This window comes from Vibrio parahaemolyticus (assembly GCF_900460535.1).
GTDB lineage: Bacteria > Pseudomonadota > Gammaproteobacteria > Enterobacterales > Vibrionaceae > Vibrio > Vibrio parahaemolyticus.
The window spans coordinates 171,410-197,252 of the sequence record NZ_UHIL01000002.1 but is presented as its reverse complement, the minus strand read 5'-3'; the positions used below and the strand labels follow the sequence as shown (position 1 = coordinate 197,252).

23 protein-coding genes are annotated in these 25,843 nt (G+C 45.1%); 14 read left to right on the top strand and 9 right to left on the bottom strand.

What is annotated here, in order from left to right:
* Position 1 precedes the first annotated feature (1 nt).
* Together DYB02_RS17780 and DYB02_RS17775 are read right to left on the bottom strand one after the other, a co-directional pair.
* Positions 2 to 1,324, bottom strand: coding sequence for an ABC1 kinase family protein (locus DYB02_RS17780; RefSeq protein WP_029803871.1), 1,323 nt, complete (start codon positions 1,322 to 1,324; stop codon positions 2 to 4).
* Positions 1,325 to 1,483: 159 nt separating this feature from the next.
* Positions 1,484 to 2,155 (bottom strand): pyridoxamine 5'-phosphate oxidase family protein, encoded by a 672-nt coding sequence (locus tag DYB02_RS17775; RefSeq protein ID WP_005499330.1) that lies wholly within the window; start codon positions 2,153 to 2,155, stop codon positions 1,484 to 1,486.
* A 110-nt stretch (positions 2,156 to 2,265) separates the two neighbouring features.
* Here DYB02_RS17775 and pdxR point away from each other — a divergent pair, with 110 nt between their 5' ends.
* Positions 2,266 to 3,702: a MocR-like pyridoxine biosynthesis transcription factor PdxR gene (pdxR, locus tag DYB02_RS17770; RefSeq protein WP_029803873.1), complete on the top strand. Its 1,437-nt coding sequence runs from the start codon at positions 2,266 to 2,268 to the stop codon at positions 3,700 to 3,702.
* 2 nt (positions 3,703 to 3,704) lie between these two features.
* On the opposite strand, the gene yjeH is transcribed toward pdxR, so the two are convergent.
* Positions 3,705 to 4,967: an L-methionine/branched-chain amino acid transporter gene (gene yjeH / locus DYB02_RS17765; protein ID WP_029861986.1), complete on the bottom strand. Its 1,263-nt coding sequence runs from the start codon at positions 4,965 to 4,967 to the stop codon at positions 3,705 to 3,707.
* A 212-nt stretch (positions 4,968 to 5,179) separates the two neighbouring features.
* Between yjeH and DYB02_RS17755 the strand changes: the two genes are divergently transcribed.
* The 3 genes from DYB02_RS17755 (at position 5,180) to DYB02_RS17745 (ending at position 7,277) form a co-directional block, all read left to right on the top strand.
* Positions 5,180 to 5,635 (top strand): Lrp/AsnC family transcriptional regulator, encoded by a 456-nt coding sequence (locus DYB02_RS17755; protein ID WP_005463448.1) that lies wholly within the window; start codon positions 5,180 to 5,182, stop codon positions 5,633 to 5,635.
* Positions 5,636 to 5,654: 19 nt separating this feature from the next.
* Positions 5,655 to 6,569 carry a LysR family transcriptional regulator gene (locus tag DYB02_RS17750; RefSeq protein WP_029803876.1) on the top strand — a complete coding sequence of 305 codons (915 nt, stop codon included), beginning with the start codon at positions 5,655 to 5,657 and terminating at the stop codon, positions 6,567 to 6,569.
* Positions 6,570 to 6,662: 93 nt separating this feature from the next.
* Positions 6,663 to 7,277 (top strand): LysE family translocator, encoded by a 615-nt coding sequence (locus DYB02_RS17745; protein ID WP_005463452.1) that lies wholly within the window; start codon positions 6,663 to 6,665, stop codon positions 7,275 to 7,277.
* A 161-nt stretch (positions 7,278 to 7,438) separates the two neighbouring features.
* Here the strand turns inward: DYB02_RS17745 and DYB02_RS25770 are convergent, their stop codons facing one another.
* Complete coding sequence (locus DYB02_RS25770) at positions 7,439 to 7,666, bottom strand: hypothetical protein (protein ID WP_172462912.1); 228 nt, start codon at positions 7,664 to 7,666, stop codon at positions 7,439 to 7,441.
* A 235-nt stretch (positions 7,667 to 7,901) separates the two neighbouring features.
* The gene (locus tag DYB02_RS17735) at positions 7,902 to 9,335 is read right to left on the bottom strand and encodes a glyceraldehyde-3-phosphate dehydrogenase (RefSeq protein ID WP_005463456.1); all 1,434 of its coding nucleotides are present in this window, start codon (positions 9,333 to 9,335) and stop codon (positions 7,902 to 7,904) included.
* Positions 9,336 to 9,948: 613 nt separating this feature from the next.
* Here DYB02_RS17735 and DYB02_RS17730 point away from each other — a divergent pair.
* Positions 9,949 to 12,585, top strand: coding sequence for a hybrid sensor histidine kinase/response regulator (locus tag DYB02_RS17730; RefSeq protein ID WP_029803880.1), 2,637 nt, complete (start codon positions 9,949 to 9,951; stop codon positions 12,583 to 12,585).
* 58 nt (positions 12,586 to 12,643) lie between these two features.
* Entirely contained in the window at positions 12,644 to 13,621 is a 978-nt protein-coding gene (locus DYB02_RS17725) for a Gfo/Idh/MocA family protein (protein ID WP_015313433.1), read from the top strand.
* A 73-nt stretch (positions 13,622 to 13,694) separates the two neighbouring features.
* Here DYB02_RS17725 and DYB02_RS17720 read toward each other — a convergent pair whose 3' ends face one another.
* Positions 13,695 to 15,032 (bottom strand): MATE family efflux transporter, encoded by a 1,338-nt coding sequence (locus tag DYB02_RS17720; RefSeq protein ID WP_029803881.1) that lies wholly within the window; start codon positions 15,030 to 15,032, stop codon positions 13,695 to 13,697.
* Positions 15,033 to 15,154: 122 nt separating this feature from the next.
* Positions 15,155 to 15,469 carry a DUF496 family protein gene (locus DYB02_RS17715; RefSeq protein ID WP_005453573.1) on the bottom strand — a complete coding sequence of 105 codons (315 nt, stop codon included), beginning with the start codon at positions 15,467 to 15,469 and terminating at the stop codon, positions 15,155 to 15,157.
* Between the two features lie 327 nt (positions 15,470 to 15,796).
* Between DYB02_RS17715 and DYB02_RS17705 the strand changes: the two genes are divergently transcribed.
* The 8 genes from DYB02_RS17705 (at position 15,797) to DYB02_RS17670 (ending at position 23,991) form a co-directional block, all read left to right on the top strand.
* Positions 15,797 to 16,012 carry a hypothetical protein gene (locus tag DYB02_RS17705; RefSeq protein ID WP_005477197.1) on the top strand — a complete coding sequence of 72 codons (216 nt, stop codon included), beginning with the start codon at positions 15,797 to 15,799 and terminating at the stop codon, positions 16,010 to 16,012.
* 176 nt (positions 16,013 to 16,188) lie between these two features.
* Positions 16,189 to 16,839, top strand: coding sequence for a YceH family protein (locus DYB02_RS17700; protein ID WP_017447360.1), 651 nt, complete (start codon positions 16,189 to 16,191; stop codon positions 16,837 to 16,839).
* Positions 16,836 to 17,156 carry a GIY-YIG nuclease family protein gene (locus tag DYB02_RS17695; protein WP_005463466.1) on the top strand — a complete coding sequence of 107 codons (321 nt, stop codon included), beginning with the start codon at positions 16,836 to 16,838 and terminating at the stop codon, positions 17,154 to 17,156. Before DYB02_RS17700 ends, DYB02_RS17695 begins: the two co-directional genes overlap by 4 nt.
* 351 nt (positions 17,157 to 17,507) lie before the next feature.
* Entirely contained in the window at positions 17,508 to 18,605 is a 1,098-nt protein-coding gene (locus tag DYB02_RS17690) for an autoinducer 2-binding periplasmic protein LuxP (RefSeq protein ID WP_005463467.1), read from the top strand.
* Positions 18,605 to 21,181 (top strand): quorum-sensing autoinducer 2 sensor kinase/phosphatase LuxQ, encoded by a 2,577-nt coding sequence (luxQ, locus tag DYB02_RS17685; RefSeq protein WP_025521028.1) that lies wholly within the window; start codon positions 18,605 to 18,607, stop codon positions 21,179 to 21,181. The genes DYB02_RS17690 and luxQ overlap by 1 nt, the downstream gene beginning before the upstream one ends.
* Before the next feature lie 211 nt (positions 21,182 to 21,392).
* On the top strand, positions 21,393 to 21,848 hold the full coding sequence (locus DYB02_RS17680; protein WP_025525184.1) for a MarR family transcriptional regulator: 456 nt from the start codon (positions 21,393 to 21,395) through the stop codon (positions 21,846 to 21,848).
* 37 nt (positions 21,849 to 21,885) lie between these two features.
* The gene (locus tag DYB02_RS17675; protein ID WP_015313427.1) at positions 21,886 to 22,941 is read left to right on the top strand and encodes an HlyD family secretion protein; all 1,056 of its coding nucleotides are present in this window, start codon (positions 21,886 to 21,888) and stop codon (positions 22,939 to 22,941) included.
* Positions 22,942 to 22,953: 12 nt separating this feature from the next.
* Positions 22,954 to 23,991 (top strand): DUF2955 domain-containing protein, encoded by a 1,038-nt coding sequence (locus tag DYB02_RS17670; RefSeq protein WP_029803884.1) that lies wholly within the window; start codon positions 22,954 to 22,956, stop codon positions 23,989 to 23,991.
* A 25-nt stretch (positions 23,992 to 24,016) separates the two neighbouring features.
* Here DYB02_RS17670 and DYB02_RS17665 read toward each other — a convergent pair whose 3' ends face one another.
* Together DYB02_RS17665 and DYB02_RS17660 are read right to left on the bottom strand one after the other, a co-directional pair.
* Positions 24,017 to 24,679, bottom strand: a complete 663-nt coding sequence (locus tag DYB02_RS17665) for a flagellar brake protein (protein ID WP_005499292.1) — start codon at positions 24,677 to 24,679, stop codon at positions 24,017 to 24,019.
* A gap of 95 nt (positions 24,680 to 24,774) precedes the next feature.
* Positions 24,775 to 25,701 carry a DMT family transporter gene (locus tag DYB02_RS17660; protein WP_029803885.1) on the bottom strand — a complete coding sequence of 309 codons (927 nt, stop codon included), beginning with the start codon at positions 25,699 to 25,701 and terminating at the stop codon, positions 24,775 to 24,777.
* Positions 25,702 to 25,843 lie beyond the last annotated feature (142 nt).

Below are 25,843 nucleotides of genomic sequence, written 5' to 3'. Positions count from 1 at the left end.
GCTATCCACTATTGAGCTTGAGATATGGTTGCACTAATCGACGAATGTTTACTTTTGCACCGATTCGAGCGGCGAGCAAATACATGCCACCAATTTTTCGGTGCAAGAATATGGCATCGGCTGGTGGGGTATGCCAATAATCTTGCTCCATACTCAGAATTGTTCCAGCTTCTCGCAGTTTTTGCGCCAGTCCGCTGGCTTTAAAGTCATAAGCTTCATCAATTAGCATGGGTTCGCATGCCATTTTGACCAAATCTAAAATCGCCATTCTCTGTTCTGGTTTGATGCTTTGGGCGAAAAAGCCTATTTGCTCTAAAGCATCGTTGAGCCCTTGTTCGTCATCGTTCACGACAGATGAAAAGGCTTGGCGATAACCGGAACTAAAACGTTCACTGTATTCGCGAGTTGCGCCAAAATCTAACAGCCCGATTTGTTTACTTTGTTCAAGATAGAGATAGTTTGCGAAGTTTGGATCGGTTTGCACCATTTTGAATTCGAACAGTTCTTTAAACAGCAGTTCCAACAAATTGTGCATTACAAAGTCGCGAGTTTCTTGATCGTAGTTTGTGATTTTCTCTATGGGCGTCCCTTGAATGAACGACATAGCCAGAACGGATTGGGATGAAATTTCCGGGTAGATTTTTGGTACCAAAAAATGCGGATGGTCTTGTAGAGCAGCATGATATCTACAGGCAAACTGAGCTTCTCGCTCATAATTGGCTTCGTCGTGCAGCTGTTTTTTCGCCTCTTCCAACAGTCCTTTATAGTCAACTGACTCAGGGATAAGGCCAACAATTTTCAAAAGCGTACCGACATTATCGACGTCGCTGTCGATGCTCTTTCTGATACCGGGATATTGCACTTTTACTGCCAAATTATCGCCAGCATCGCTGTAGGCTTGGTGAACTTGCCCTATGGATGCACTCGCAATAGGTTTGAAGTTGAAAGCAAGAAACGCGGATTTCCACTGTTCACCAAGTGCATTTACCATCACGCTGTTGAGCTGCTTTGATGGCATTGGATCGGCGTTTGAACGCAATCTGGCTAAAATCTCGGCCAACTCCGGTTCAAGAATATCTCCGGCATCCATCGAAAGCATTTGACCAAGTTTCATGGCTGCGCCGCGTAAGTGCGCCAGTTGATCGGTCAGCCGTGCAATATTTTGAGGGGTGAGCAAAAGGTCTTTCGCTTTCGGTCGGTTGCCTTTGGCGATTTGCTTGGTGCCTTCAGCAATAACATTGCCCGCAACTCTTGTTGCAAGCGAGGCAAATTTGCTGAATCTAGAAATACGGTGTGTTGGTAGGTTTCTTTCCTTTCCCGACATAACTCTCTCCTATTGCTCATGGTTTGTTATACGGGAAATTGAAGCCTTTGGATACAAAGTTCCGAGCACCGCTGGCAGGAGCAGCGGTGATTTAGGAGAGTGGATGAAAGTTGCTATTGAGAGCGTTAGCAAAAGTGAGAGTGTTAGCAACAGGAGCTCTTAGCTGAGTTTCTCCGAAGCGTACCAGCGGTTAGGATAGGCGCTGCTGTAATCGGGTTCTTCGATGCCTTCATACAAATCCGAACATGGTTCAAGAGGCCCCACGACGGTTCGATATGGCAGTACCCCCGCCCAAACCGGAATATCCATATCTTGCGCGTCGTCGTTGACACCAAAACGACTGATTTTTACCGATGCTTCCTCTAAAGAAATACGCAAAAGCATGGTGGCGCTGAGCTCTTTCTCGTTACTCAAACGGACATGCTCTGTTCTTCCCGGCGCGATTTGTTCGAGAAAGTGATTCAGTAAACGATCTTTTTCCTGATTGTCTTCAACAGTTTCAAACTGACCAAACACAACCGCACTGCGATAATGCGCGCTGTGGTGAAATGCGGAACGCGCCAATACCCAACCATCAAACAAGGTGAAGGTGAGACATGTCGGTTGGCCTTGTTTGAGGGAGCGTAACAGTCGGCTGTTATTTGCGCCGTGGATGTATACAAAATCATCGACGCGCCAAGCTAACATAGGGATAACCACTGGCCCTGACTCGTTGGTGATTGCAATATGGGCAATTAGGCTTTCATCAATAATCGTGTGCAGCTTTTCAACTTCAGTCACCGCTTTATGAGCGCCTTTTTTGATTTCTGTTCTTTTTGTATTCGATAGCATGGTGGTCTCCCTAACCAACTCACAGTAATGAGAAATAGTCATTTTCTTCCTAAGCGTGTCGTTGCAATGTAGCGTTTAACTGGTAGCTTAGAGAGAGCCACTTTTAAACTATGGATGGATCCAATTTGTCGTTAATCGATGTGGGTGATTTGTGCGTAAAAACAGGCCGCGGTACGCGCCAGCAGTCTGTATTTTTTGCAATAAGGGATAAGATTGTTCGAGGGCTTTGGCCCAAGAACGGCAAGCTACCGTCGACTCGTAAACTGGCACAAGAGTTGAACCTTAGCCGCAACACGGTGATTTCTGCCTACGAACAGTTAGTTGCTGAAGGGTACTTGGTCAGCCAGCGTGGTTCAGGCTTTTTTGTTGCTGTTGAGTTGCCAGAACAATACTTGCCTGAAAAGTTGCCAACTCAAGCTGCCAACCTTCCGCCAGCGGCGTTGGATGTGAATGCCAGTTTCGCGCCTGGTGTACCCGATTTATCGCTTTTTCCAACCGCTTTGTGGCAAAAATATCTCAATCGTCACTTATCCCGTACGTGTCTGCTAGGCAATCAAGACATTCAAGGTAGCTGGGAGCTTCGATGCGCTTTGTCGGATTACTTAGCGTCGAGCCGTTCAGTGAACTGCACGCCTAGTCGAATCATCATCACGTCAGGCGCGCAGCAAGCGTTGTGTATCGCCACCATGGCAACATTAACGGCAGGAAGTAGAGTGCTCATGGAACAGCCAGGTTATGCGCAGATGCGCAAGTTGATCCTGTTTCAGCAATATCAATTTGAACCGTTATTCGTAAGACAAAAAATGGGTTTTGATATTGATTCCGTCACGCAAAGTACTGCAGATGCACTCTATATCACGCCAAGTAACCAATATCCGATGGGGACGACTTTAAACACTGAGCAGCGAGCACAAATCATTGAGTGGGCATCGAACCAAGAGGCTTGGATTCTTGAAGATGACTACGACAGTGAATTCCAATTTGCACATCGTCCATACACCAGTTTGCAAGGGTTAGCCGCACAAATGGGCCGAGACGAGCGAGTGTTATACATCGGCTCTTTTAGTAAAGTCATGTTTAATGGTTTGAGGCTTGGCTATCTCGTTGTGCCTGAATCGCTGGTAGATAAATGTTTGATGGTGAAAGACGCACTTAGTGGTGACACACCAAGTCATATTCAAGCCGCGATGGCGGACTTTATCTCAGAAGGAAGCTTGCTGCGACATATTCGTAAAATGAGGCGAGTGTACAAGTCGAAGCACGAACAAGTCTGTTTCTCTATTCAGCATTATTTTGGTGACAAAGTTCGAGTTATTAGCCAAGCGGCGGGGTTGCACGTTACGTTGAGCTGGCAACAAGGGATTGATGAAAACACGTGTACGCAACGAGCCAAAAAGGCGGGCATCGTGATGCGCCCAGTCAGTTTTTATGAGCATCCCGATTTTAAAGCACGAGATTGGCAGGGTGTCGTGATCGGATATGGGAATGTTCGTCTTGATAACATTGACCCGTTGATTAAACGCCTCTTTGAGCTATTTGACGTCTGAAGTTATTCGACAATGCTCGAGTGTCGTTTTTGTCGCCATTGTTTCCACGGCAGAGAGAGCAGCGCAAAAATGCCAAGGGCGTAAAGCATAGACCAACCTAAACAGATGAACACGCCTGTACATAACACTAAAGAAATCGCCGCGAGGGCTTTTCCTAGTCCGTGCAGCAATTTGTATGCAGCTAGCATTGCCAATAGATAAACCAAAACAAAAATACTGTTGGCCAGCTTTAGGAAAAACTCTAAATCGAGCTTGGATAACGACCCAATCACACAAGACGCAAGTAGCACCGCACCGACTAAAACTGTTGCTGATGAAGGTACGCCTCTACGCGAAATTTTAGCCAGTGGACTGGTTGGACGATGTTCGCGCGCTTGAGCCCAAACCATTCTTGATAGGCTTTGGGTATATAAGTTAACGCTGGCAAAGCACGCAGAAAATCCAATGATACTGATGAGCCACTTTGCGCTATCTCCCAATAAATGGGCGCTTAACCAAGGGATGGAAGCATTATCGAATTGTGCGCTGCCATAAGCACCAAACTTTAAGATGACAACAGAACAAGCCCAGTAAGTTGCACCAGCAACAAAACAGCTGACGATAATCGCGATCGGGAAGTCCCGTTGCGGATTCTTAAACTCTTCCCCCATGTGAGCAAAGGCTTCGATGCCAACAAAGCACCAGAACATCACGCCAAGTGCTGCGGTGATCGGCCAAATGGACTCTGTTGTGAGAGTCGGCATTGAAAGATCTGCGCTATTGATTTCGCCTTTAAACAAAAATGCCCCAACCAAAGCAAAAACACTCAATGCGATGATGGTTTGCAAGCGCCCTGATGATTTGGTGCCCAATAGGTTGACCAAGATGAGCAGAAAAACCGTCAATACTTGCGCAAATAAGTGGTTGTTGATTGGAGTAGGAAGCAGTTGTTGAAGAAAACCTGCTGCAAGAGCAATCGCGGCAGGTACGCCAACGGGAATCACACTGACAAATAGCCAAGCGACGCTGCTTTCCAATCTCGAGTTAAAAGCTTGACGCACAAAAAATGCCGTGCCGCCAGCATTCGGGTAGCGCTTACCTAGTTGGGCAAAAGTCAGCGCAATTGGACAAATCGCGATGAATAAAAGGACCCAAGCCCACAAAGAAAAATGGCCAGCGATTCCTGCCGCGATAGCGGGAATCATAAACAAGCCTGTTCCCATCAAGGTTGTGGACAACTGGGCGATACCGGAGATAAGAGAGATGTCTTTTTTTAGCTGTTCCATGCGTTTCTCGGAGGTTTTATATAAGTGCGCGTTCCATGCTGCGCCTTAATTGGACTTTGGGTTGAAGATAGAATATCTGAACTCCAAAAAACAAAATGCGCTTGTTCACCGTCAATATGACGGTTGTTTTAAATAAATCCAACAAAATGTTGGTTTCTTATGCATTTAGAATCGGTATAGAATAAGAAAATTAAGGGAAGCTTGGTATATTTATGGACAAATTTGATCACAAGATCATTGATATCCTCCGGCATAACGCGCGGTTGTCGGTCACCGAGATTGCGGAGAAGGTCAATTTATCTCGCTCAGCCGTCACGGCTCGTATTCGCAAGTTAGAAAATGACAAAGTCATCTTAGGTTATCACGCTGAAATTGCGCCTCCAGAGGGGGATTCGATCTGTGCCTACTTCGCATTGAAATTCGACACATCCATATCATCTTACTACTGTGAATCCTATGCTGATGAGTTGTATAAAATTGATGGTGTGAAATGGTGCCATGCAATCAGCGGCGAAACTGACATGATGGTATTTGTGGAAGTCCCTAACATGAATCGGCTCAATGAAATCCGAGACCAAATTCAACGCTTTCCTGAACTGCGTCATTTGATGACGCATACGGTTCTGACCGAGTTTTTTAATACGACCGGAAACAAGTTCGTAAAGTGAAGCATCAAGTGGGTCGAGAATGTTAAACAACATCAATTTAAATCTGCTGAGATCATTGCATGTGCTGCTTGAGGAGTGTCATGTAAGTCGCACTGCTGAGCGCTTGCACGTAACTCAATCTGCGGTCAGCCGCCAATTAGCCCAGCTTAGAGAGCTTTGTGGCGATCCGTTGCTTGTCCGTCAGGGGAACTTGCTCATACCCACACCTCGAGCGTTAGCGTTAAAAGCTAAACTTGATGATTTGCTGTCTGAGTTTGATCATCTGCTTGATGATAAACCGTTCGAACCGGCAGATTGGCAAGGTGAGTTAGTTGTCGCGTCTAGTGACTATGTTGCTCAGTACGTTCTTCCAGATATCGCTTCCCATTTAAGCCAACTCGCGCCGCAACTGGATATGGCTTATCGCTTATGGCAACCAGATTTTCTCGATAAGTTGCATGAACTGGGTATCCACATCGCATCGTCCATGTACCCTTCAAAACCAGAAGGCGTTTCAAGCGTGAACATTGGTTCTGATACCTCGGTGTGTTTGATGAAAGCGTCACACCCGCTGGCGAGTTATAAAGAGCTGACGGTGGATGCGTTACTCAGTTATTCGCACATAAAAGTTACGGGTGGCGGCGATAAAGATTCAAGCACCGACACGGTTTTAAAAGAGATGGGGTTGGCGCGACATATCACATTTAAAGTCCCATTTTTCTCGGCGGCGGTTAATCGCCTAGTCTCAAGTGAACATTTGATGGTCGTCCCTGAGCATATCGCGGTGAACCTCGCTAAGCATTGGAGTTTGGCACATAAACCTCTGCCATTTGATACTCAAATCCATCAATACTGGCTGATGTGGCATCCAAAGTACGATAACGATCCTGCGCATCGTTGGATACGGGAAACGATGCAAAGCGTTATGCAGCAATCAGAATACTCTATTAACTAGACTATGAGTTTCAATCATAACTTTCATGATTAACTTTGATTTCAGTTTATCTCACCTCTATTGATAAATTAACGTCAAAGAGGGGAGATTTTTATGACACTAACAGTTTGGTTATCACTATTTACAGTCTGTTTATTAGGGGCTATGTCGCCAGGGCCTAGCTTAGCGATCGTTGCTAAACATGCTTTGGCTGGTGGACGAATGAATGGTTTGGCAACGGCATGGGCGCATGCTTTTGGGATCGGGATTTATGCGTTTATCACGTTGATCGGTCTTGCGGTTGTGCTGCAGCAGAGCCCAATGCTGTTCAAAACCATCAGTTTAGCGGGCGCAGCTTATTTGGCTTACTTAGGTTTTAACGCGCTGCGATCCAAAGGTGGAGTGGCCGCCAAGTTGGAATCTGGTGAGGAAACGACCGTACTTCAATCTGCTAGAGAAGGTTTCCTTATCTCTATTCTAAGTCCTAAAATCGCACTGTTCTTTATTGCTTTGTTTAGCCAGTTTGTCGCGCTTGGAAATGATCTGAGTAACCAAATGATCATTGTTGCGACACCTTTTGTTGTCGATGGCTTGTGGTACACCTTTATTACGTTGGTGTTATCAAGCTCCAGAGTGGTCGATAAAATTCGCTCCAAAGCGGTTCTCATTGACCGACTATCTGGCGTTGTACTTATGCTCTTAGCACTAAGAGTGGTGGTTACGGTTTAGGACTTTCAAGACGCTCGATATAACAAACCCAAAGGCAGCCAATAAGCTGCCTTTTTTGCAAACGCACTTCGCAAAAAAAACACCCAGCTTGTGGGGCAAGTCTGGGTGTACGCAAGAAGTTTCTCAGGAACATTAGGGGGAAGAGAAACACAGTAATTTCGTTATCGGCGAACCTCTTCAAATTCACCTTCGATGGCATCGGCTTTGCCAGTATTAAACTCATACTCTTCATGCACTTCTTTTTGCATTTTCCGTACGCGTTTTTCAATTCGTTTGCCTGTGATCAGGGCTGCGATGGTCAATGGAATCGTCATGATTAGGCTAAATACTAATGCGAAAAAGCCAGTAATCAGTGCCAGTGCAGTAACAATAATTCGATTCATAATCATGACCTCTTTTCAATCTATGTGTTCAGATTAACGCTGCGAACATGAACAAAACATGAATGGTTCTGTTTGCTTTGTCCGGAGATTGTCAAATGATACGAACGAAAAAGCGCCTGAGGGTCATCAGGCGCATAAACGGGGAATCAATATTAGTACTGCGCAAAGCGCTTATTATCAGAACAAATGTTGGGTTATTGCTCGTTACCCATTGTGGTTAACGTTGTGGAGCAAAGTTCACCTATCGAGGGAATGTTTGGTAACGAACGCCCATCATTTGTTCCATACAGTGCACAACTTGGCAGCTGTATCCGAATTCGTTGTCGTACCAAATGTACAGTACGCAACGCTTGTCTTGTGCGATAGTCGCTTGACCATCTACAACGCCGGCATGGCGAGAGCCCACTAAGTCTGTAGAAACGATTTCAGTTGAATCTGTGTAATCAATCTGCGCTGAAAGCTCAGAGTTGAGAGCCATTTCGCGTAGGTAATCGTTAAGAGAGTCGCGATCAACATCTGTGCCTAGGTTAAGGTTTGCAACCGCCATTGATACGTTTGGCGTAGGTACACGAATTGCGTTACCTGTTAGCTTACCAGCTAGCTCTGGCAGTGCTTTTGCTACTGCTTTAGCTGCGCCAGTTGAAGTTAGAACCATATTCAAAGATGCACTGCGACCGCGACGGTCACCTGAGTGGAAGTTATCGATCAGGTTTTGGTCATTCGTGTAAGAGTGAACGGTTTCAATATGGCCCGAAAGTACGCCGTATTTGTCGTTCAATGCTTTTAGAACTGGTGTGATTGCGTTGGTGGTACAGCTCGCTGCAGAGATGATGGTGTCATCTTCTTGAATCACAGATTCGTTAACGCCGAATACAACGTTCTTGATGTCGCCTTTACCCGGAGCCGTTAGTAGTACTTTCTCTGCGCCTTTACATGCTAAGTGTTGGCTCAGACCTTCAGAATCACGCCACACACCTGTGTTATCAACAACAAGTGCATTGTTGATGCCGTACACAGAGTAATCTACATCACTAGGATTGTTTGCGTAGATGATTTGAATGTAGTTGCCGTTAACGATAAGCGCTTTGCGCTCTTCATCAATCACGATGCTGCCGTTAAATTGACCGTGTACAGAATCACGACGAAGTAGGCTAGCTCGTTTTTCTAAATCACCTTTCTTACCGCCACGAACAACAATTGCGCGCAGTCGAAGAGGGTAACCTGGGCCACTCTTTTCAATAAGAAGACGAGTCAGTAGGCGACCAATACGACCAAAACCGTAAAGCACAACATCGCGAGCGGCTAGAGAAGAGTCGGCATCACGCGCGCCTTGAAGTGCAGTTTGTAGGAAATCGTTTAGTGCTGCTGTATCTTCGTGCTCATTCCAATACTTAGTTGCCAGTTGACCAACATCAACGCGGCATGAAGAAATGCTCATTTCGCACAATGCTTGGATGATCGGCATTGTGTGCTCTAGAGAAAGAGGGTTTCCAGTGTATCGTCTTGCTACGCGGTGAGTTTTGAGAATGTCGATAGTAGTGGCGTTGATAAGCGTCTTACCAAACAGAACCACTTCGATTCCTTTTTGACGATATAGCTTACCAATAAGAGGGGAGATAGATTCAGCAATCGTTTGGCTCGTTTGCCAGTCTTGGAGATATTTCTCTGGACTCATTGTTGTATTGGACCTTTCACGTTTTGAGGGCTAACCATACTCACTACTGTTACCTCAACGGTAGAGTGTGGAGTTTGGTGGGTTATGTAATCGGGTTGTAATAATTATGTGTGCGGATTCTAAGGTGAGAGTTCTTATTCTGCTAGGAAAATTAATACCAGTTAAAACTGCTAAGTAGGGCATTATTTCTGGTTGATTAATGTGACTAAAGCGGGGTGTTTGTACTATTGACTTTTAATAACTTGCTGACTTTTTTTGTAACGATAACGAATAGCTTCAAAATCTAAATGTAAATAGCCTCGATTCTTTTCTAGATTAATGTGATCTCACTCGATAAGACAACGGGAGTGGTAAACATTCAAATGATAAATGTCTGTTTTACATTTTGCTGCTTAGGTATGACTTGGATTTGAGCGTTTAGGTCATTTTTTGATGATCAAAAAACTTGCTTTGAATCACAGTTTAAAACAGGCACCTAAACCCGCCGTAACCCTATATCCCTAGTGTTACTAGGTGAAATGAGAGTGTTTTTTAACTCATCAATATCCATTATTAATGTGTGAAACTAGTCTAGTATTAAATCAGTAGGCGTTCGTAACACATGGAAAGATGGATGCTGAGATTATCAATCAAAACACGTTTAGCGTTGTTAGCGTTATTACCCGCAGTGGTGATCGTTGCTTTTGCGATCCACCAGTTTTATGCAAATTCGGTGCGAGTCGATCACCTCAACCAAACCGTAAGCAACATACAGGGATTCCAGCTGATATCTCAGGCTTCGCACTTTATCTACAGCATGGAAAAAGACAGACGCCAATACGGTCAGGAAACGCCTTTAAGCATCGAAGTGGATGTCCAAAATAATGTGGTGCTCTCCATGCATCATAAATTTTCCACTAATCCACACACTTCCGAGTACGCCGATGATTTAAAAGAGGCGATGCTTGGTATGGTGTCTGGGGATCTTACCAACACAGATGAAGTGGGTGATTGGGCGTTTCAGTTGTTGCAAGAAATGTCGCTTTCTTTGCTACAAAACTATCAGCTGTATGGAAATAGCGATGGGCACGCCATGCAGAACTTTATTGCTTACCTTGCTCAATTATCTTATTGGACGCAAAAAGAGGCTTGGCTGACCTACCGTTTAGTGATGGATCCAGATGCGAAGCTGAACCAAAGCGTTTTTTTTCAAACCATTGATCGTCAGCAGCAAAACCTAGATGCATTTTTGCATTTGGGGGCATCTTATGCGCATGTCGATAAACTGCTTGGCCTTTTCAGCTCCCCCCGTTATCAACGTAATTTGGAATCAAGAGCGAGGCTAATGAATGGCGACATGCCACGCAGCGATTATGCGGCTTACCTTGACGAACTCGATTTTCGGGTTCAGCGACTGCAAATGATGATTGAAGGATTTACTCGTCAAGCTGAGCAATCCCTACTTACTCAAGTCAATGAGCAAAAACGAAATGTATTGCTCATTACCTGTGGTGTTGCGGTAGTTCTTCTCTTGCTTGGCTGGTTGGGGTTTGCCACTTGGTATCGTGTTAACAGTAAGATTGGCGCAATCATTCATGCTCTTAATGCCCTTGTTAATGAGGAAGAAAAAGAGAAAAAAGTCGCAGTCGATGGTAGTGACGAGTTCACTCTCTTTGCGCAGCAAGTCAATCGTGTGGTGGAAGAAAAGCAAAGGCAAACTCACGAAATACTGCACGCCAAAGAGTCGGCAGTGGCAGCCAATAGAGCAAAATCTGTATTTCTTGCCAACATGTCCCATGAGATTCGAACGCCGTTGAATGGCATCATGGGGATGACTGAGATTTTGTCGCAAAGTGAGCTATCACCTCATCAACAAGAAGTCGTGGATGACATCGATACCTCTTCTCACACTTTGCTTGCATTGCTAAACGATATTCTAGATTTGTCTAAGATCGAGTCGGGGCGCCTCGAATTGTCGTTGGTTGAAGCTGACATTCGCGAAGTCGTTTATCAATCGGTGATTTTGTTTCAATCTAAAGCCACGTCCAAACAGCTTGAACTCGATATTTCATTGGATGAAAACATTCCGGCTCGCGTGATGGTCGATGATCATCGCATCAAACAGATCATTACTAATCTGGTTTCCAATGCCGTTAAGTTTACTGAACAAGGCTATATCTCAGTCGACGTTAGCTACGAAGAAGCGTTAGAGCAAGGGCGAGGTTCGCTAACATTTCTTATCAAGGATTCGGGCATCGGTATCGAAAGGGACAAACTGGCGACCATTTTTGAGCCGTTTACTCAGGAAGACGAAGGCGTTTCGAGACAGTTTGGCGGAACAGGGCTAGGGCTTGCGATTTGTCGCCAATTAGTGTCAATGATGGGAGGCAAGCTAGTGGCAACCTCGACCAAGGGGGTGGGCACATGCTTTGGTTTTTCAATAGAAGTAGAGGCGTTACCTCTCTTTGGTTGGCATTCCGATGTGGTCAAAAGAGGGCTCTTTATATGTGATAACTATGCTTATGCAGAGCAAATTGTCCAAGAGTGTCGTTTAGCTCAAATTAAGCTGGTAGGCGTTAACTCACTTTCGGAAGCAAAAGCGCTAGATGAAGATTTCGATGTCATTTTCTTATGTAATGACGGTCAGATGGATATCGATAGCTGTTTGAGTGAACTGGCTGAAGTTTATGATGTTCGTCGAGTAGTAGTGTGCCAGCACCATTTGACGAGCTCTTACACGAACGCGGAAAACGTGCATGCCGTGTTGACTCAACCATTCTTGGGTAATCGATTCAAACATGCCATCGAAGAGCTAGCTAAGCTCGAGAAGAATACATTGCGTGACAATGTCACAAATATTGCATCTCGCGCTGAATCTAAAATATCTCGAACTCATCGAAGAATACTGATTGCTGAAGACAATCTAATGAACCAAAAAATCGCGAGCTTTTTCTTAGATAAAGCAGGGTACGACTACTTAATTACGAGTAACGGGCAAGAAGCGCTGGATGCCATCACCAAAGGTGAGCAGTTTGACGCCATTTTGATGGATTGTATGATGCCGGTGATGGATGGCCTAACCGCGACAAAAGAGATTCGCCGTTGGGAAAAGAGAGTGGGCTGCAAGAAAACAACCATCATTGCTTTGACCGCGAGTGTGTTGGAAGAGGACATTCACAATTGTTTTGCTGCGGGTATGGATGCGTATTTGCCAAAGCCGTATAAATCTAACCAGTTATTTGAGTTGTTTAATGAACTAAAGCTTGCTTAAATCGCACTGATAAGCCGAATTCATTACGGCTTTTTAGAACGAATATAAAGGAAGTGACATGTTTAAACTCGCTGTTATCGGGACTAACTGGATTTCGCAACAATTTGTTGAAGCGGCAATCCAAACCAAGCAGTTTTGCCTTAAAGCTGTGTATTCGAGAGATATAGAAAAAGCGCGTTTGTTTGGCACGCCTTATGATGCAGATACTTATTACGACAGCCTAGAAGCATTAGGTCAGGATGCAGACATTGATGCGGTGTACATCGCCAGTCCGAATTCGCTTCATGCTCCTCAAGCTATTCAAATGTTAAAAGCGGGCAAACACGTCATTTGTGAAAAGCCAATGGCTTCGAACTACGCATTGGCACAACAGATGTTTGCCTGTGCTGAGGAAAACAACGTTGTGTTGTTTGAAGCGTTTATGTCGCCTTACACACCAAACTTCCAAGTATTGAAAGAGAGCTTACCGTCTATCGCTCCGTTACGACATGCGACGATTAGCTATTGCCAGTATTCATCGAGATACCAAAAATATCTAAATGGAGAAAATCCAAACACATTCAATCCTGCGTTTTCCAATGGCTCCATCATGGACATCGGTTATTACTGCGTGGGTTCTGCGATAGAGTTGTTTGGTGAGCCGAACTCTGTTCAAGCCAGTGCACATGTGCTTCCATCAGGCGTTGACGGATGCGGCAGCGTAACGCTGGCGTATGATGGCTTTAACGTAAATCTTCTGCACTCGAAAGTCAGTGATTCTCTTATCCCAAGCGAGTTTCAAGGTGAGCAAGGCAGTGTGTTGGTCGATATGATCGCCACAGGCCGTGGTGTAGAGCGTATTCTTCGTGGTGAAGAAAAAGAGACCCTAACTTTGCCTCAAACCGAGAATCATATGTTCTACGAAGCAGAAGCATTTGCGAAGCAGTTAAAGCTTGGTGTGATTGATGAACAAATGAAACAACGTTCGTTGACCGTTGCAAAAGTATTGACTGAAGTACGCAAACAAACTGGCGTAGTATTCCCTGCTGACCAGTAAACTTGTGCATGGTATAGCCAAAAGCTGATAGTAAGAAGCCCTCAGTTGAGGGCTTCTTTGTTAATACTAAAACTTAGGCTGTAGCTTGCTTTATCGCAAGTTTGTGTATGGTTTTACGGTAAGTAAGGTAAGCAGAAATACCCGCCATAATATTACCCACACACGCACCAAACAGCAGACCTCTGATACCGCCCAGTTGCGCACCCAGCCATAGGCAAGGTAGGAAGAAAACAAACAAGCGCAATGCCGAAATGGTTAATGCTGTGTACGATTTCCCTAGCGCATTGCAAATCGACACCATCAGCATACAAACGCCAAGAGAGCCCAAACTTATCGGCACAATCATTAGATGCATGTGGAGCACTTGTTCTACTTGGGTATCACTTGTCATTAACAACGCGAGCGGGTTTGCAAGCAAGAAGGTAATCGCCGCAATCAAAAACTGGAAGCCAAGAATGAACTTAACCGCTATTCCAACCAGAGATTGAATGTCTCGATAGTTCTTTGCGCCTAACAAGCGCCCCACCATTGGGGGCATCGACATGGTCAGTGCCAATACAGACACAATGGCAAAAAACTCGTAACGCGAACCTAGCGCCCAAGCAGCGACTGCGGCAGTTCCAAAGCTGGCAAGCAACTTGGTCGCTAACATTGAAGAGAGCGGCGGTAGCAATTGACTGACCATGGCTGGCCCCATGATGTTACCTATCGAAGAGACGCTTTTCATCACATTCAGATCTTGCCATTGCGTTGTAGCCCAGTGGTTGCGCTTCACTCTTGGCGCAACGACAAGGATACCAAATCCAAATGCAACTAAGGTTGCCAACGCTGCACCATTAATGCCGAGATCGAGCGTGAAAATGAACAGCGGGTCTAATACCAAGTTCACACCACTTGTCACCATCATCATCGTGCCCGGAAGCATAGTGTTGCCATTGGCACGACAAATACTGTAGTAAAAATAAAGGACTGCACCAGCCCATGAGCTCAGCAGCCACCAAGGCCAGTAACTATCTATGATAGGCATAACAGTTTCTGGCGCGCTGAGCAGAGATAAAATCGGGTAACGCAGCAGCCAAATTAAGAGGCCGAATACCGCAACACCGATTGAACCAATCATTAAGACCAATCCGCCAAGTTGTTTGGCATAGCGAGCATCATTCGCACCCAAGGCTTTAGAGATCACTGCGGTAGTCGCGATGCCTAAGCCTACTTGAATGCCGATAATGACCATTTGAAGCGGTAGGGTGAAACCTTGAGCGGCAAGCGGTAAAACGCCAAGCTGACCGATAAATGCACTGTCGACAAGTTGAAAACTCATTAAAGACAACACACCAAACAGCATTGGCCATGTCATCGTAAACAGTTGTTTTGCTAACGTAGGTTGTGCTTTAGTAGAAGTTGAAGGCATAGAAATTAGAGTGTGTTGGGATTCGAGAATGGTTTTATTGTACACACTGGACTACAAAGTGACAAAAAGAAACCCCGAGTAAGGAATGCTCACTCGGGGTTTGAAACTTGAACTAATCGGGCTTATTTTTTGCCGCTAGTTTGCTTGTCTTCTTCAGTCAGTTCGCGAATGCGACGGCTGATGTCACGACGTGCTTTAGAAATCTCTGCACTTTTGATGATGTGATCATCAACGCGGTCTTCGTAGTCAGCTTTCATGTTTTTGATGATAGCGACGATTTCATCGTGAGACATTTCTGGTTTGATGTAGTCTAGTAGGTTTTCTAGAAGGTCTACACGTTTACGGTTATCACGAACTTTCTTTTCGTTATCAAGTAGCTCACGTTTTAGTTTGTTTTTACGACGAGCTTGGTTAACGATTTCAAATACGCTACTCATGGTTCCCTTTCCTAATTTGTGAATATCTGCCTCGATTAAAGCACAACATCCCGTGGCATAACAGTCTTTAGATCAATCACAATGCAGAGTTGACCAAATCTCAACCAATTCTCATATCTCGCTGACAAACTGCCCTTTGGTCGGGTCACTAGAGGGGAGCGAAGATGAAAAAATTTGCACCATGAACGGGTTATTGAGGGGATACGGATGCGTCTTTCTGCGACGGTTATTGTCGATAAGTGGATAGCATTTTGCATTTATGAACAAATCGATACGTTGTCATGGCGAGACCTTCGCTATATCATCAGCGTCATTAAATGAAAAATGATGAAACTTGATATGGACTCTGGTAACACTGCGGAGCAAGCCGACAGTCAAGAGAATGAGAAAGTCACCAGCTCTTTGGCTGAAAAGTTAAAAGCGGCGTACATTGAAGAGAGAAGCCAACTTGAAATCACGGAAGTCGAACTGAATCGTTCGAAAATCATGATGATTGATGAAGACGGCAATATGAGAAAAGTGCCGATTCTCTCGGAGCATTGAGACCGACCCCGATTCGCGATGGGTGCCAGGTCTTTGCGCTATGCTTTAGCCTGACACCTATACCTAAACAGCTTCAAGTCGTGCAGCGTTTTGAATCGACGGTGCAAAGTAGACACAAAAGACTTAGATGCAGTTTAGGTATAAATTCAAATGCAAAAATAATAAGGAAATGCATTATGAAAGTTGAGCTAACGGCAATTGAAGCACGAGTAATTGGTTGCTTGATTGAAAAAGAAGTGACCACCCCCGACCAATATCCCCTCAGTTTGAACGCGTTGACCAACGCATGTAACCAAAAAAGCAACCGTGAGCCTGTGATGGCATTGTCAGAATCTGACGTCCTTGATGCTGTTGATGCGTTGATTGAGCGTCGACTTGTCAGCGATGAGAGCGCTTTCAATAGCCGTGTTAGCAAGTACCAACATCGTTTTTGCAACACCGAGTTTGGCGATCTTAAATTGTCGGAGCAAGAGAAGGGCATCATCTGTTGCATGTTACTGCGCGGAGCGCAAACGCCAGGCGAGATCCGCACTCGAACTAACCGCCTTGCCACTTTCCACGATGTAAAAGAAGTAGAAGCTGTACTTGAGCATCTTGCCAGCGAAGAGAAAGGTCCGCTTGTGGTGAAGTTACCTCGTGAAGCTGGTAAGCGTGAATCTCGTTACATGCACTTGTTCTGTGGTGAAGTCGATGTGTCAGCAATGGCTGCGGCAGTTCCAGCTACTTCATCAAGCTCAGAACGTGTCGCTCAGTTAGAGCAAGAAGTTGCCGAGTTAAGAGAAGAACTCGATGCATTGAAAGCGCAGGTAGAATCTCTACTTTCATGAGTGAAAGCGTTGAGCAGCACTGGAGCGTTTATCTGATCCGCAATAACCGTAATGCACTGTATTGCGGTGTTACCAATGACATCGAAAGGCGATTTAAACAGCACCAACTTGGCAAAGGCGCAAAAGCGCTCAAGGGTAAAGGGCCTCTTGTTTTAGAGTGGTCGACTAGCTTCGACTCAAAAGTAACAGCAATGCGCGCTGAGTATTTCATCAAACAACTAACCAAGAGCAAGAAAGAGCAGTTGGTTGAACTCAAAGCTTTGATTGCCGTGGATGACAATCAGCAAGTGATGTTTGAGTCTTGCTCTCAAAGTTAACGGTTCATCGTGACCGTTTGAGTGCCTGTTTTTCGGATTCTTAAATTTCAATTGTCTTTTATAAGCCGCCAACATTGGCGGCTTATTTATATTTATTGATACAGCCGACTAATACGGCCGAGCCCGATACATCCGAGCTTCTTGAGATAAAAGCAGAATACCATATGGACTTTGGGTATATCATGTATGGCTATTCTGACGCATAATGGCCCGATGTTCTGTTCCAAGTAGACAAATTTACTATTGAAACAAACACTCAGTGGAAGGTAGATTACAAGAGTAAAGGATGACTCGGCTAGGTCAAAAACAGAGCTGAAGTAGGCTCAATAAAAAAAGCTAAAAGAGCAATAAATGAATAAAGCGTTAGTATTGTCCCTGATTTCAATTGCCGGCATGTCTCCGGCTTCACAAGCCTCTCAGGTTCTTAACGGCTACTGGGCGTATCAAGAATTCTTAAATGAATTTCCAGAACAGAAACACTTAACGGATGCTCTGGCTGCGGCCGTGAGAGACGATCCTGTGCCTATTGCCCCTGAAAAAAGACACCCATTAAAAATCTCCGTTGTTTATCCAGGGCAGCAGATTTCCGATTACTGGATAAGAAACATCGACGCGTTTGAGAAGCGCTTAGATAAACTCAATATTGATTACCAGATCAATCAAGTGTTTACGCGACCAAACGCCGATATCAAACAACAAAGCCTTTCTTTGATGGAAGCACTGAAAAGCAATTCTGACTACTTAATTTTTACACTCGATACGACCCGACATCGTAAGTTTGTCGAACACGTTTTAGATTCCACCAAAACCAAACTTATCCTGCAAAATATCACGACGCCAGTCCGTGAATGGGAAACTCGACAGCCTTTTATGTACGTCGGTTTCGATCACGCTGAAGGCAGTCGCGAACTCGCTGTGGAGTTTGGCAAGCAGTTCCCGAAAAATACCCATTACAGCGTTTTGTACTTCTCTGAAGGCTACATTAGCGATATCCGTGGTAACACATTCATTCACCAAGTGAACCAAGACAGTCAGTTTGAACTACAATCTGCTTACTATACAAAAGCGACAAAACAGTCCGGGTATGAAGCAGCAAAAGCCAGCTTGAAAAAGTACCCAGATGTCGAGTTCATTTATGCTTGTTCTACCGACGTTGCGTTAGGTGCCGTCGAAGCACTGTCTGAACTTGGCCGTGAAGACGTTATGATTAATGGCTGGGGCGGTGGTTCTGCTGAGCTAGACGCTATCTTAAAAGGGGAGTTAGATATCACCGTCATGCGTATGAATGATGATACTGGCATTGCTATGGCAGAGGCGATTAAATGGGATTTGGAAGGTAAACCTGTACCAACGGTGTACTCTGGGGACTTCGAAGTTGTGACCAAATCAGATTCCCCTGAGCGAATTGAAGCTCTCAGAAAACGTGCATTTAGATACTCAGACAATTGATGACAATTACATCAAAGCTAAAAAAGCGTCGCTCGCTGTCGACGCTTATAACTAAAATTATTATTCTCGTTCTTGCTCCGATCATTTTAGGCATTTTCGTTCAGAGTTATTACTTCTCCAAACAGATCATTTGGCAGGAGGTCGACCGAACCAAGCAGCAAACGTCTGCGTTGATTCTGAACATTTTTGAAAGTCATTTTGCAGCGATTCAGATCCATCACGACAGCAATTCGAAAAGTGATGTGATTTTGGATTTTTACTCAGAGCGAAATGAAGAAGCCTTAAATTACTTCTTTCTCAGCATTGATCAGAGTGATCCTTCGCACACACCTGAATTTCGTTTTCTCACCGACCATCAAGGTATTATTTGGGACGATGGGAACGCGCATTTTTATGGTATCAACGATTCAATGCTGGACGGCCTGACTAGCAAAGTCACGTTCAGTAATAATTGGTATTACGTCACGTCAATCACGTCAATGGGGGCTCGTCACTTGTTGCTACGCCGTGTTCCTGTGTTAGAGCCGAAAACGGGCGAAGTGATGGGGTATTCGTACAATGCGGTCGTCTTGGATAATAACTTCGCCTTGATGGAGAAGTTAAAAAACGAAGGCAACGTCGACAATGTTGTGCTGGTGGCGAACGACATTCCTGTAGCAAGTTCACTAGCAGGGGATGAGTCATACAAAATCTTCGATGTGTTGAAACGCAAAGAGACCCAGAAGAAGTTAGACCAGTTATTGATCATCCAAACGCCGATTGAAGTGAACGCGGCCATCACCAACTTGAAGTTACTTACCGTGCAAGACAACCAGAGTGTTGTTACGCTGCAAATTCAACATTTTTTGGCGATGTTAGCGTCTGTTATTGGCATGATTATGATTGCGCTGATGACCAAAGAGTGGATTGAAAACCGAGTTGTGGAAGAGCTGGGTTCGCTCATGTCTTACACGCGTTCTGCTCGGGAAGAAAAAGGCTTTGAGCGTTTTGGTGGGTCGGATATTGAAGAGTTTGACCACATTGGTTCGACCCTAGAAAGCACGTTTGAAGAATTAGAAGCTCAGAAGCGATCGTTTCGAGACCTGTTTAACTTCGCGTTATCGCCAATCATGGTGTGGTCAGAAGCGGGCGTGCTGATCCAAATCAACCCCGCAGCTCGCAAAGAACTGGTGATCGAAAATGACATCGAAACCATGCATCCTGTATTTAAAGGATTCAAAGACAAACTGGTACCACATTTAAGAATGGCAGCGCAGGGCGCGACACTGACGGGAGTGAATGTGCCGATTGGTGACAAAGTCTTTCGTTGGAACTTATCGCCAATTCGTGTCGATGGTGATATCAGCGGCATCATTGTCCAAGGGCAAGATATTACAACGCTGATCGAAGCTGAAAAGCAAAGTAACTTAGCACGCAGAGAAGCCGAAAAGTCCGCGCAAGCGCGAGCTGACTTCTTGGCTAAAATGAGCCATGAAATTCGCACACCAATTAATGGTATTTTGGGTGTTGCGCAGCTACTCAAAGATTCCGTGGAAGCGGAAGAGCAGAAGAACCAAATCGATGTTCTTCGCCACAGTGGTGAGCACTTACTTGCTGTATTGAATGATATTTTGGACTTCTCAAAGATTGAACAAGGCAAGTTCAATATCCAAAAACATCCTTTCTCCTTCGCTGATACCATGCGAACGCTAGAAAACATCTATCGCCCTATTTGTAAAAACAAAGGGGTTGAACTTGTCATTGAAAACCAGCTTGATGGCAATGTAGAGATTTTCACCGACCAAGTTCGTCTGAATCAAATTCTGTTTAATTTAGTCAGTAACGCGGTGAAGTTCACGCCATCGGGCTGCGTGCGTTTACATGCCGAGTTAGAGCAGTTTTATGGCGCAGACAATAGTGTGCTAGTGGTTGAAATCAGCGATACGGGTATCGGTATTGAGTCCGACAAGTTGGATGAAATGTTCGAACCTTTTGTTCAAGAAGAAGCGACCACAACTCGCGAATACGGTGGCAGTGGCCTTGGTTTGACCATCGTGAAAAACTTGGTCGATATGCTCGACGGGGATGTACAAGTTCGCAGTCAAAAAGGGCAGGGAACTACATTTGTTGTTACGCTGCCAGTAAAAGATCGTGAGCGAGTTCTGGCTCCGTTGGATTCGAGCCAACGTGTAAAACCTGCAGAGTTGTTTGATGAAAGTCTGAAAGTGTTGCTGGTGGAAGATAACCATACTAACGCCTTTATTCTTAAAGCGTTTTGTACCAAATACAAGATGCAGGTTGATTGGGCGAAGGATGGGCTAGAAGCCATGGAGTTCTTAAAAGACCACTCTTATGATTTGATTTTGATGGATAACCAACTTCCGCATCTTGGTGGCATCGAAACCACGAAAGAGATTCGTCAAAACTTGAAATTGGGGACGCCAATTTACGCCTGCACCGCCGACACTGCGCAAGAAACCAGTGATGCATTTATGGAAGCAGGCGCGAACTATGTTTTGCTGAAACCCATTAAAGAAAATGCACTCCACGAGGCTTTTGTTGACTTCAAGCAGCGCTTCTTGATTGAACGGACATAGTCTGCTGCCACATTTACGGTAGTTTCTTTGTTTACCTAGCCCAACTTAGCTTTTCTGAGTTGGGCTTTTTCTTTCCTGCAATCTGAAGATCTTAATTCTTCGCAACCTTTTAAATGCGCAAAAATTCATTGTGATTTAAATCACAAAAATATTTACTTAGCGTGCTAACTAAATTATATTGCTTAGCACGCTAAGTAATAGAGTGCATCTTATGATTCAAGACATCAACATTTTGAGAGATCTGTCCCTTGCCGAAAAACTGTCTCGTGTCGCTCGTTTATGGAAGATGGTTGCCGACCGTGAGCTCGAACCGCTAAACCTAACTTACCCGCGCTGGACGGCGCTTTGGAAGCTGTATCGAATGGGCGACAACATCAGTCAAAAGCAACTTGCTGAAGCGCTTGAGATTGAGCTTGCCTCGTTGATGCGCACGCTAAAACTACTCGAAGAGCAATCGCTCATTACGCGACGTTGTTGTGAGCATGACAAGCGAGCACGAATTGTCAGCTTAACGGACGAAGGCAAAGAGCTGTTGATACAAATGGAAGAACGCATCTTGCAGGTTCGTCGAAAACTGCTCTCAGAAATCAATGACCAAGAGCTAAAGAAATTGGGCTTGGTCCTAGAGCAAATTGCTCACAATGCGCTCGATTCACTTGGCGAATAAAGTCAGAAATCCTAATAAAAAAGAGAAGTAAACGCCTATGACTCCAGACCAAAAGTTCGCGCGTTGGATCAAATATTCTTGCGTCGCGTTTGTCCTTGTCTTTGCCTATTTTCTTGTTGCTGATTTAGCAATGCCGTTAACTCCTCAAGCGATGGCTACCCGAGTGGTAACTAAGGTCGCCCCCCGTGTTAATGGACAAATCACCCATCTTTATGTGGCAAATAACCAAGAAATTCAAAAAGGCGACTTGTTGTTCCAAATCGATCCGCAGCCATACAAGTTAGCGGTAGAAAAAGCGCAATTAAACTTACAACAAGTGATCCAAAACAATGAGCAGTTGGATGCCTCTATCACGGCAGCCAAAGCGGATGTGGAAGCGAGTAAAATCGTCGCTGAGCAAAAAATCCGTGAAGCCAATCGACTGAATACATTGTTCAGCCGAAACGGTACGTCTCAACAACAACGAGATGATGCGCAGAGTAGCGCAACAGCGGCAAAAGCGAATTTGCTAGCAGCAAAAGCCCGCCTGAAAGAGCTAGAAGTAAGTCGCGGCGAGCTCGGCGAAGCTAACGTCAACGTGCGTGTTGCTCAGAACCAGCTAAAACAAGCTGAGCTTAACCTTTCTTACACTCAAGTGAGTGCTGAGCACGATGGTGTTATCACGAACTTGCAGTTAGAGACAGGTGCTTACGCTGCTGCGGGGACGCCACTTATCGCACTGGTTTCGGATCAAGTTGATATTATTGCGGACTTTCGCGAGAAAAGTTTGCGTCATTTTAACCGAGATAGTCGAGCACTGGTGGCCTTTGATAGTTTGCCAGGAGAGGTTTTTGAAGCCCGCATTACCAGCTTGGATGCCGGGGTAAGCTCGGGGCAATTTGATGCAGACGGCCGCCTCGCGACACCAACAGATTCCAACCGCTGGGTGAGGGATGCTCAGCGTTTGAGATTGCATCTGTCTATCAACGAACAGCCACAAGCTTTCCCGGCGGGTGCTCGTGCGACGGTACAACTATTGCCTGATAGCACGATTTCAGGTTGGCTGGCTCGTCTGCAAATTCGTTTTTTGAGTACTTTGCATTACATCTATTAATTGGGAGGTGGTATGAAATTATGGGACCACCCCATGTCTGAGAACGATTTCAGACAATGCCTACGCATAGCAACTGGCGCAACCATCGGCTTTACACTGTGTAAGCTGTTTGGCTGGAACTACGGTGTGTTTTTCACCGTAACACCCATGCTTTTGCTCGGTATGGTACCAGTAGTGAACTTGCATGCATCAAGACAGTTAATCTTCTCCGCTGTTGTTTGTGGGCTAGAGGTTGGCATTTTGGGGGGCTTGTTTGGTAGCCATCCGGTGTTGATGACCTTGATTGCGTTCGGCTTGTTTCTTTACAAGTTTGCTTGTATGTCAAAAGGGAGTTTGTTTCTATTTGGCGCGAACAGTGTGCTTAGTTTGAGTATCATGCTGCACTTTGCTAGTTACCCGACAACGGATCTGAATGATCTTATTTTTAGTAACTTACAGGCGAACGTTTTGTCCATCATTGTGGCGTATTTGGTGACATTTTTGATTCCAGATGCGGAACCTCGTCAACCGCCGCCAAAGCCTTCACAAGCCAAACAAAGCCATCGGATGCGACATGAGGCTCTTATGGGGGCGAGTATTGCAACCATGTCCTTTTTGGTGTTTCAGATCTTTGATTTGAACGATTCCATGTCAGCGCAGGCGACAACCTTGTTGCTCCTGTTTCCAATGCATTGGAATGGCGCCTTAGGTTACGCTCGTAAACGGGCGATGGGCACATTGCTAGGCGTGACCTTTGGTATCGTCGGGCAGCTCATTTTGTATGATTGGTCAGATACTTTGCTGTTTATTGTGCCGTTACTTTGGATTGGCGCGATGATCTTCAGTTACATGCATGTGAAAGAATCCAGTGGTTCAGGTGCAGGCTTTGGCGGCCTCACTACTTTAGGGATCTTATTCGGACAGTATCTCACGCCCGATGGTGATCTGATTTTTAGTGCTTTGTATCGAGTCACCAGCATACTGTTTGCCATCGTGGTCACTTTGCTTGTTACTTATGCCGTGCATCGGTTACTCAACAGCTTTGCCGCAACGCGCTTTAGTCAATCATAGCCTTGATGCGCCTCAGTTTACTAAATCATACGTTGCTGGTCAGAAAGGACTGTTCCAGCAACTTGGTTTTCAAATCTTCAGTCATAGTAATGGGTTGCTCGAATCGAATGCCTATCACCCAGCCTTTGGGTTGCTTCTTTATATTGGCGATCAAGCAAGGATTTTCCTCTCCTATATGAATGCTAAGAGGTGATACCACCGAAACTCGGTCTCCAACCTTAAACTCAGGTTCAATAAAGGTCTGAACACCGACGCCTGCCAGTGAAAAGTCAACCAAACTGCCGTCATAAATATTGCCGCTGTGATCGATGGTACAGTCCATTTGTAGCTTGTAACGCTCGTGCTCTCTAACAGGCTTAGTTGCAAACGTACCGGGTATGCGAATAAAGAGCAGAGGGGAGGGGCGAACGGCTGTCATTAGTACACTGGATTTAAAAGCCAACACGTGACCAAGCTCTGTGTCGGAAACGCCGCGCACAATCACATCGGCGTTATGCAGTTTTCTCATCACTTGATCTTCGAGCAATCGCATCGGAATATCGAGGATCAAATAAGAATTTTCTTTTATTCCTAAATAAACGGTTGAGTAGCTGAATTTATCTTTTGGTCCAAATTCGAAGTTAATCGAGAGTTTCATCCCTGGTTTGAGGAATTTATGCAGTACATCTTTCGTATGAGTTGCTGGCATAAGATCTGAGGTTCCAATTTCTGATTGAAAAGAGGCTACCAAAACGCCGTTTTACTCATCAAGTGTGGTTTATAAAAGTTTTTGTCAATTAATCGCTATCTGTGAAGTGGTGGGCGATAAGTTTGAGTAAGTTCATGCTTCATAAAGATTTGGCTAGCGACCACGCTACCGCAAGTGACCAGAATTAACGCGATCCAAGTTAGCGAATCCGGTTGTTCGCCAAAGATTGGAACGGCAAGCAACGTTGCGACAACGGGAGTGAGAGACCCAAATGCGGCGCTGGCTTCAGCGCCAATGATTTTTATGGCATAGATAAACGTAAACGATGCGATAAGCCCAGCGCCGACACCTTGTAACATTGCATGGCTAAACAGCTCCTCCCAAGGCCAACTGGAGATAGGCGTTACCGCTAAATAACTGTCTATCCAACCGAGCCCGACTGCGATGATAAGCATAAGTAACGAGACAGTGGCGACAAAACCCGCGCATACATAAGCGTTGAGGTTAGCTACGCGTGCGCTGATAGTAAAAACCGCCCACATCAAGCTGCCAACTAAAAACATCGCGTGCCCTTGAAGTTGAGACCAGTTGTATTCCTCCCCGATATTAGATAGCAGAAACACAAAAATACCCAGCAGTACGGTGGAAAGACCAATAATGCGGTGATGACTCAGCGATTGTTGATAGAACAAGACTGCAATGGCAGAAACAAACAAAGGCAACGTGCCAGGTATTAAGGCGCTACCATGCGCGACGGGAGCGAAATGCATGGCAGTGCCCGCTACAAGTAAATAAGGTAAACCGCTACCCAAGACAATACCAGTAAGGTATTTGTTGGGAACGGCTTTTAGGGCGGCTTTATGTTTCATTACAAAAGGCAACAAGATTAGGCTAGGAACGAGAAAGCGCACCAAAGCAATATCAGCAGGTTGTAGTGCCGAAATTGCCCCACCTTTGAGCGAAATGAAAAAACCAGACCAAAGCAGTACGGTCACTAAAATTGCAGCGTATCCCAAAATCATCGTTGTCGCGTCCATGTGTAAAGTTCGCTGTAATTATTGAACGAAACTGACGCATCATGTTGGCAAAATGTGACGTACTTTGTTTCAGTATTGGTGTTAAACTGCGTTCAATTAATTCAATTTAGTGATTTTTGGCAAAGGG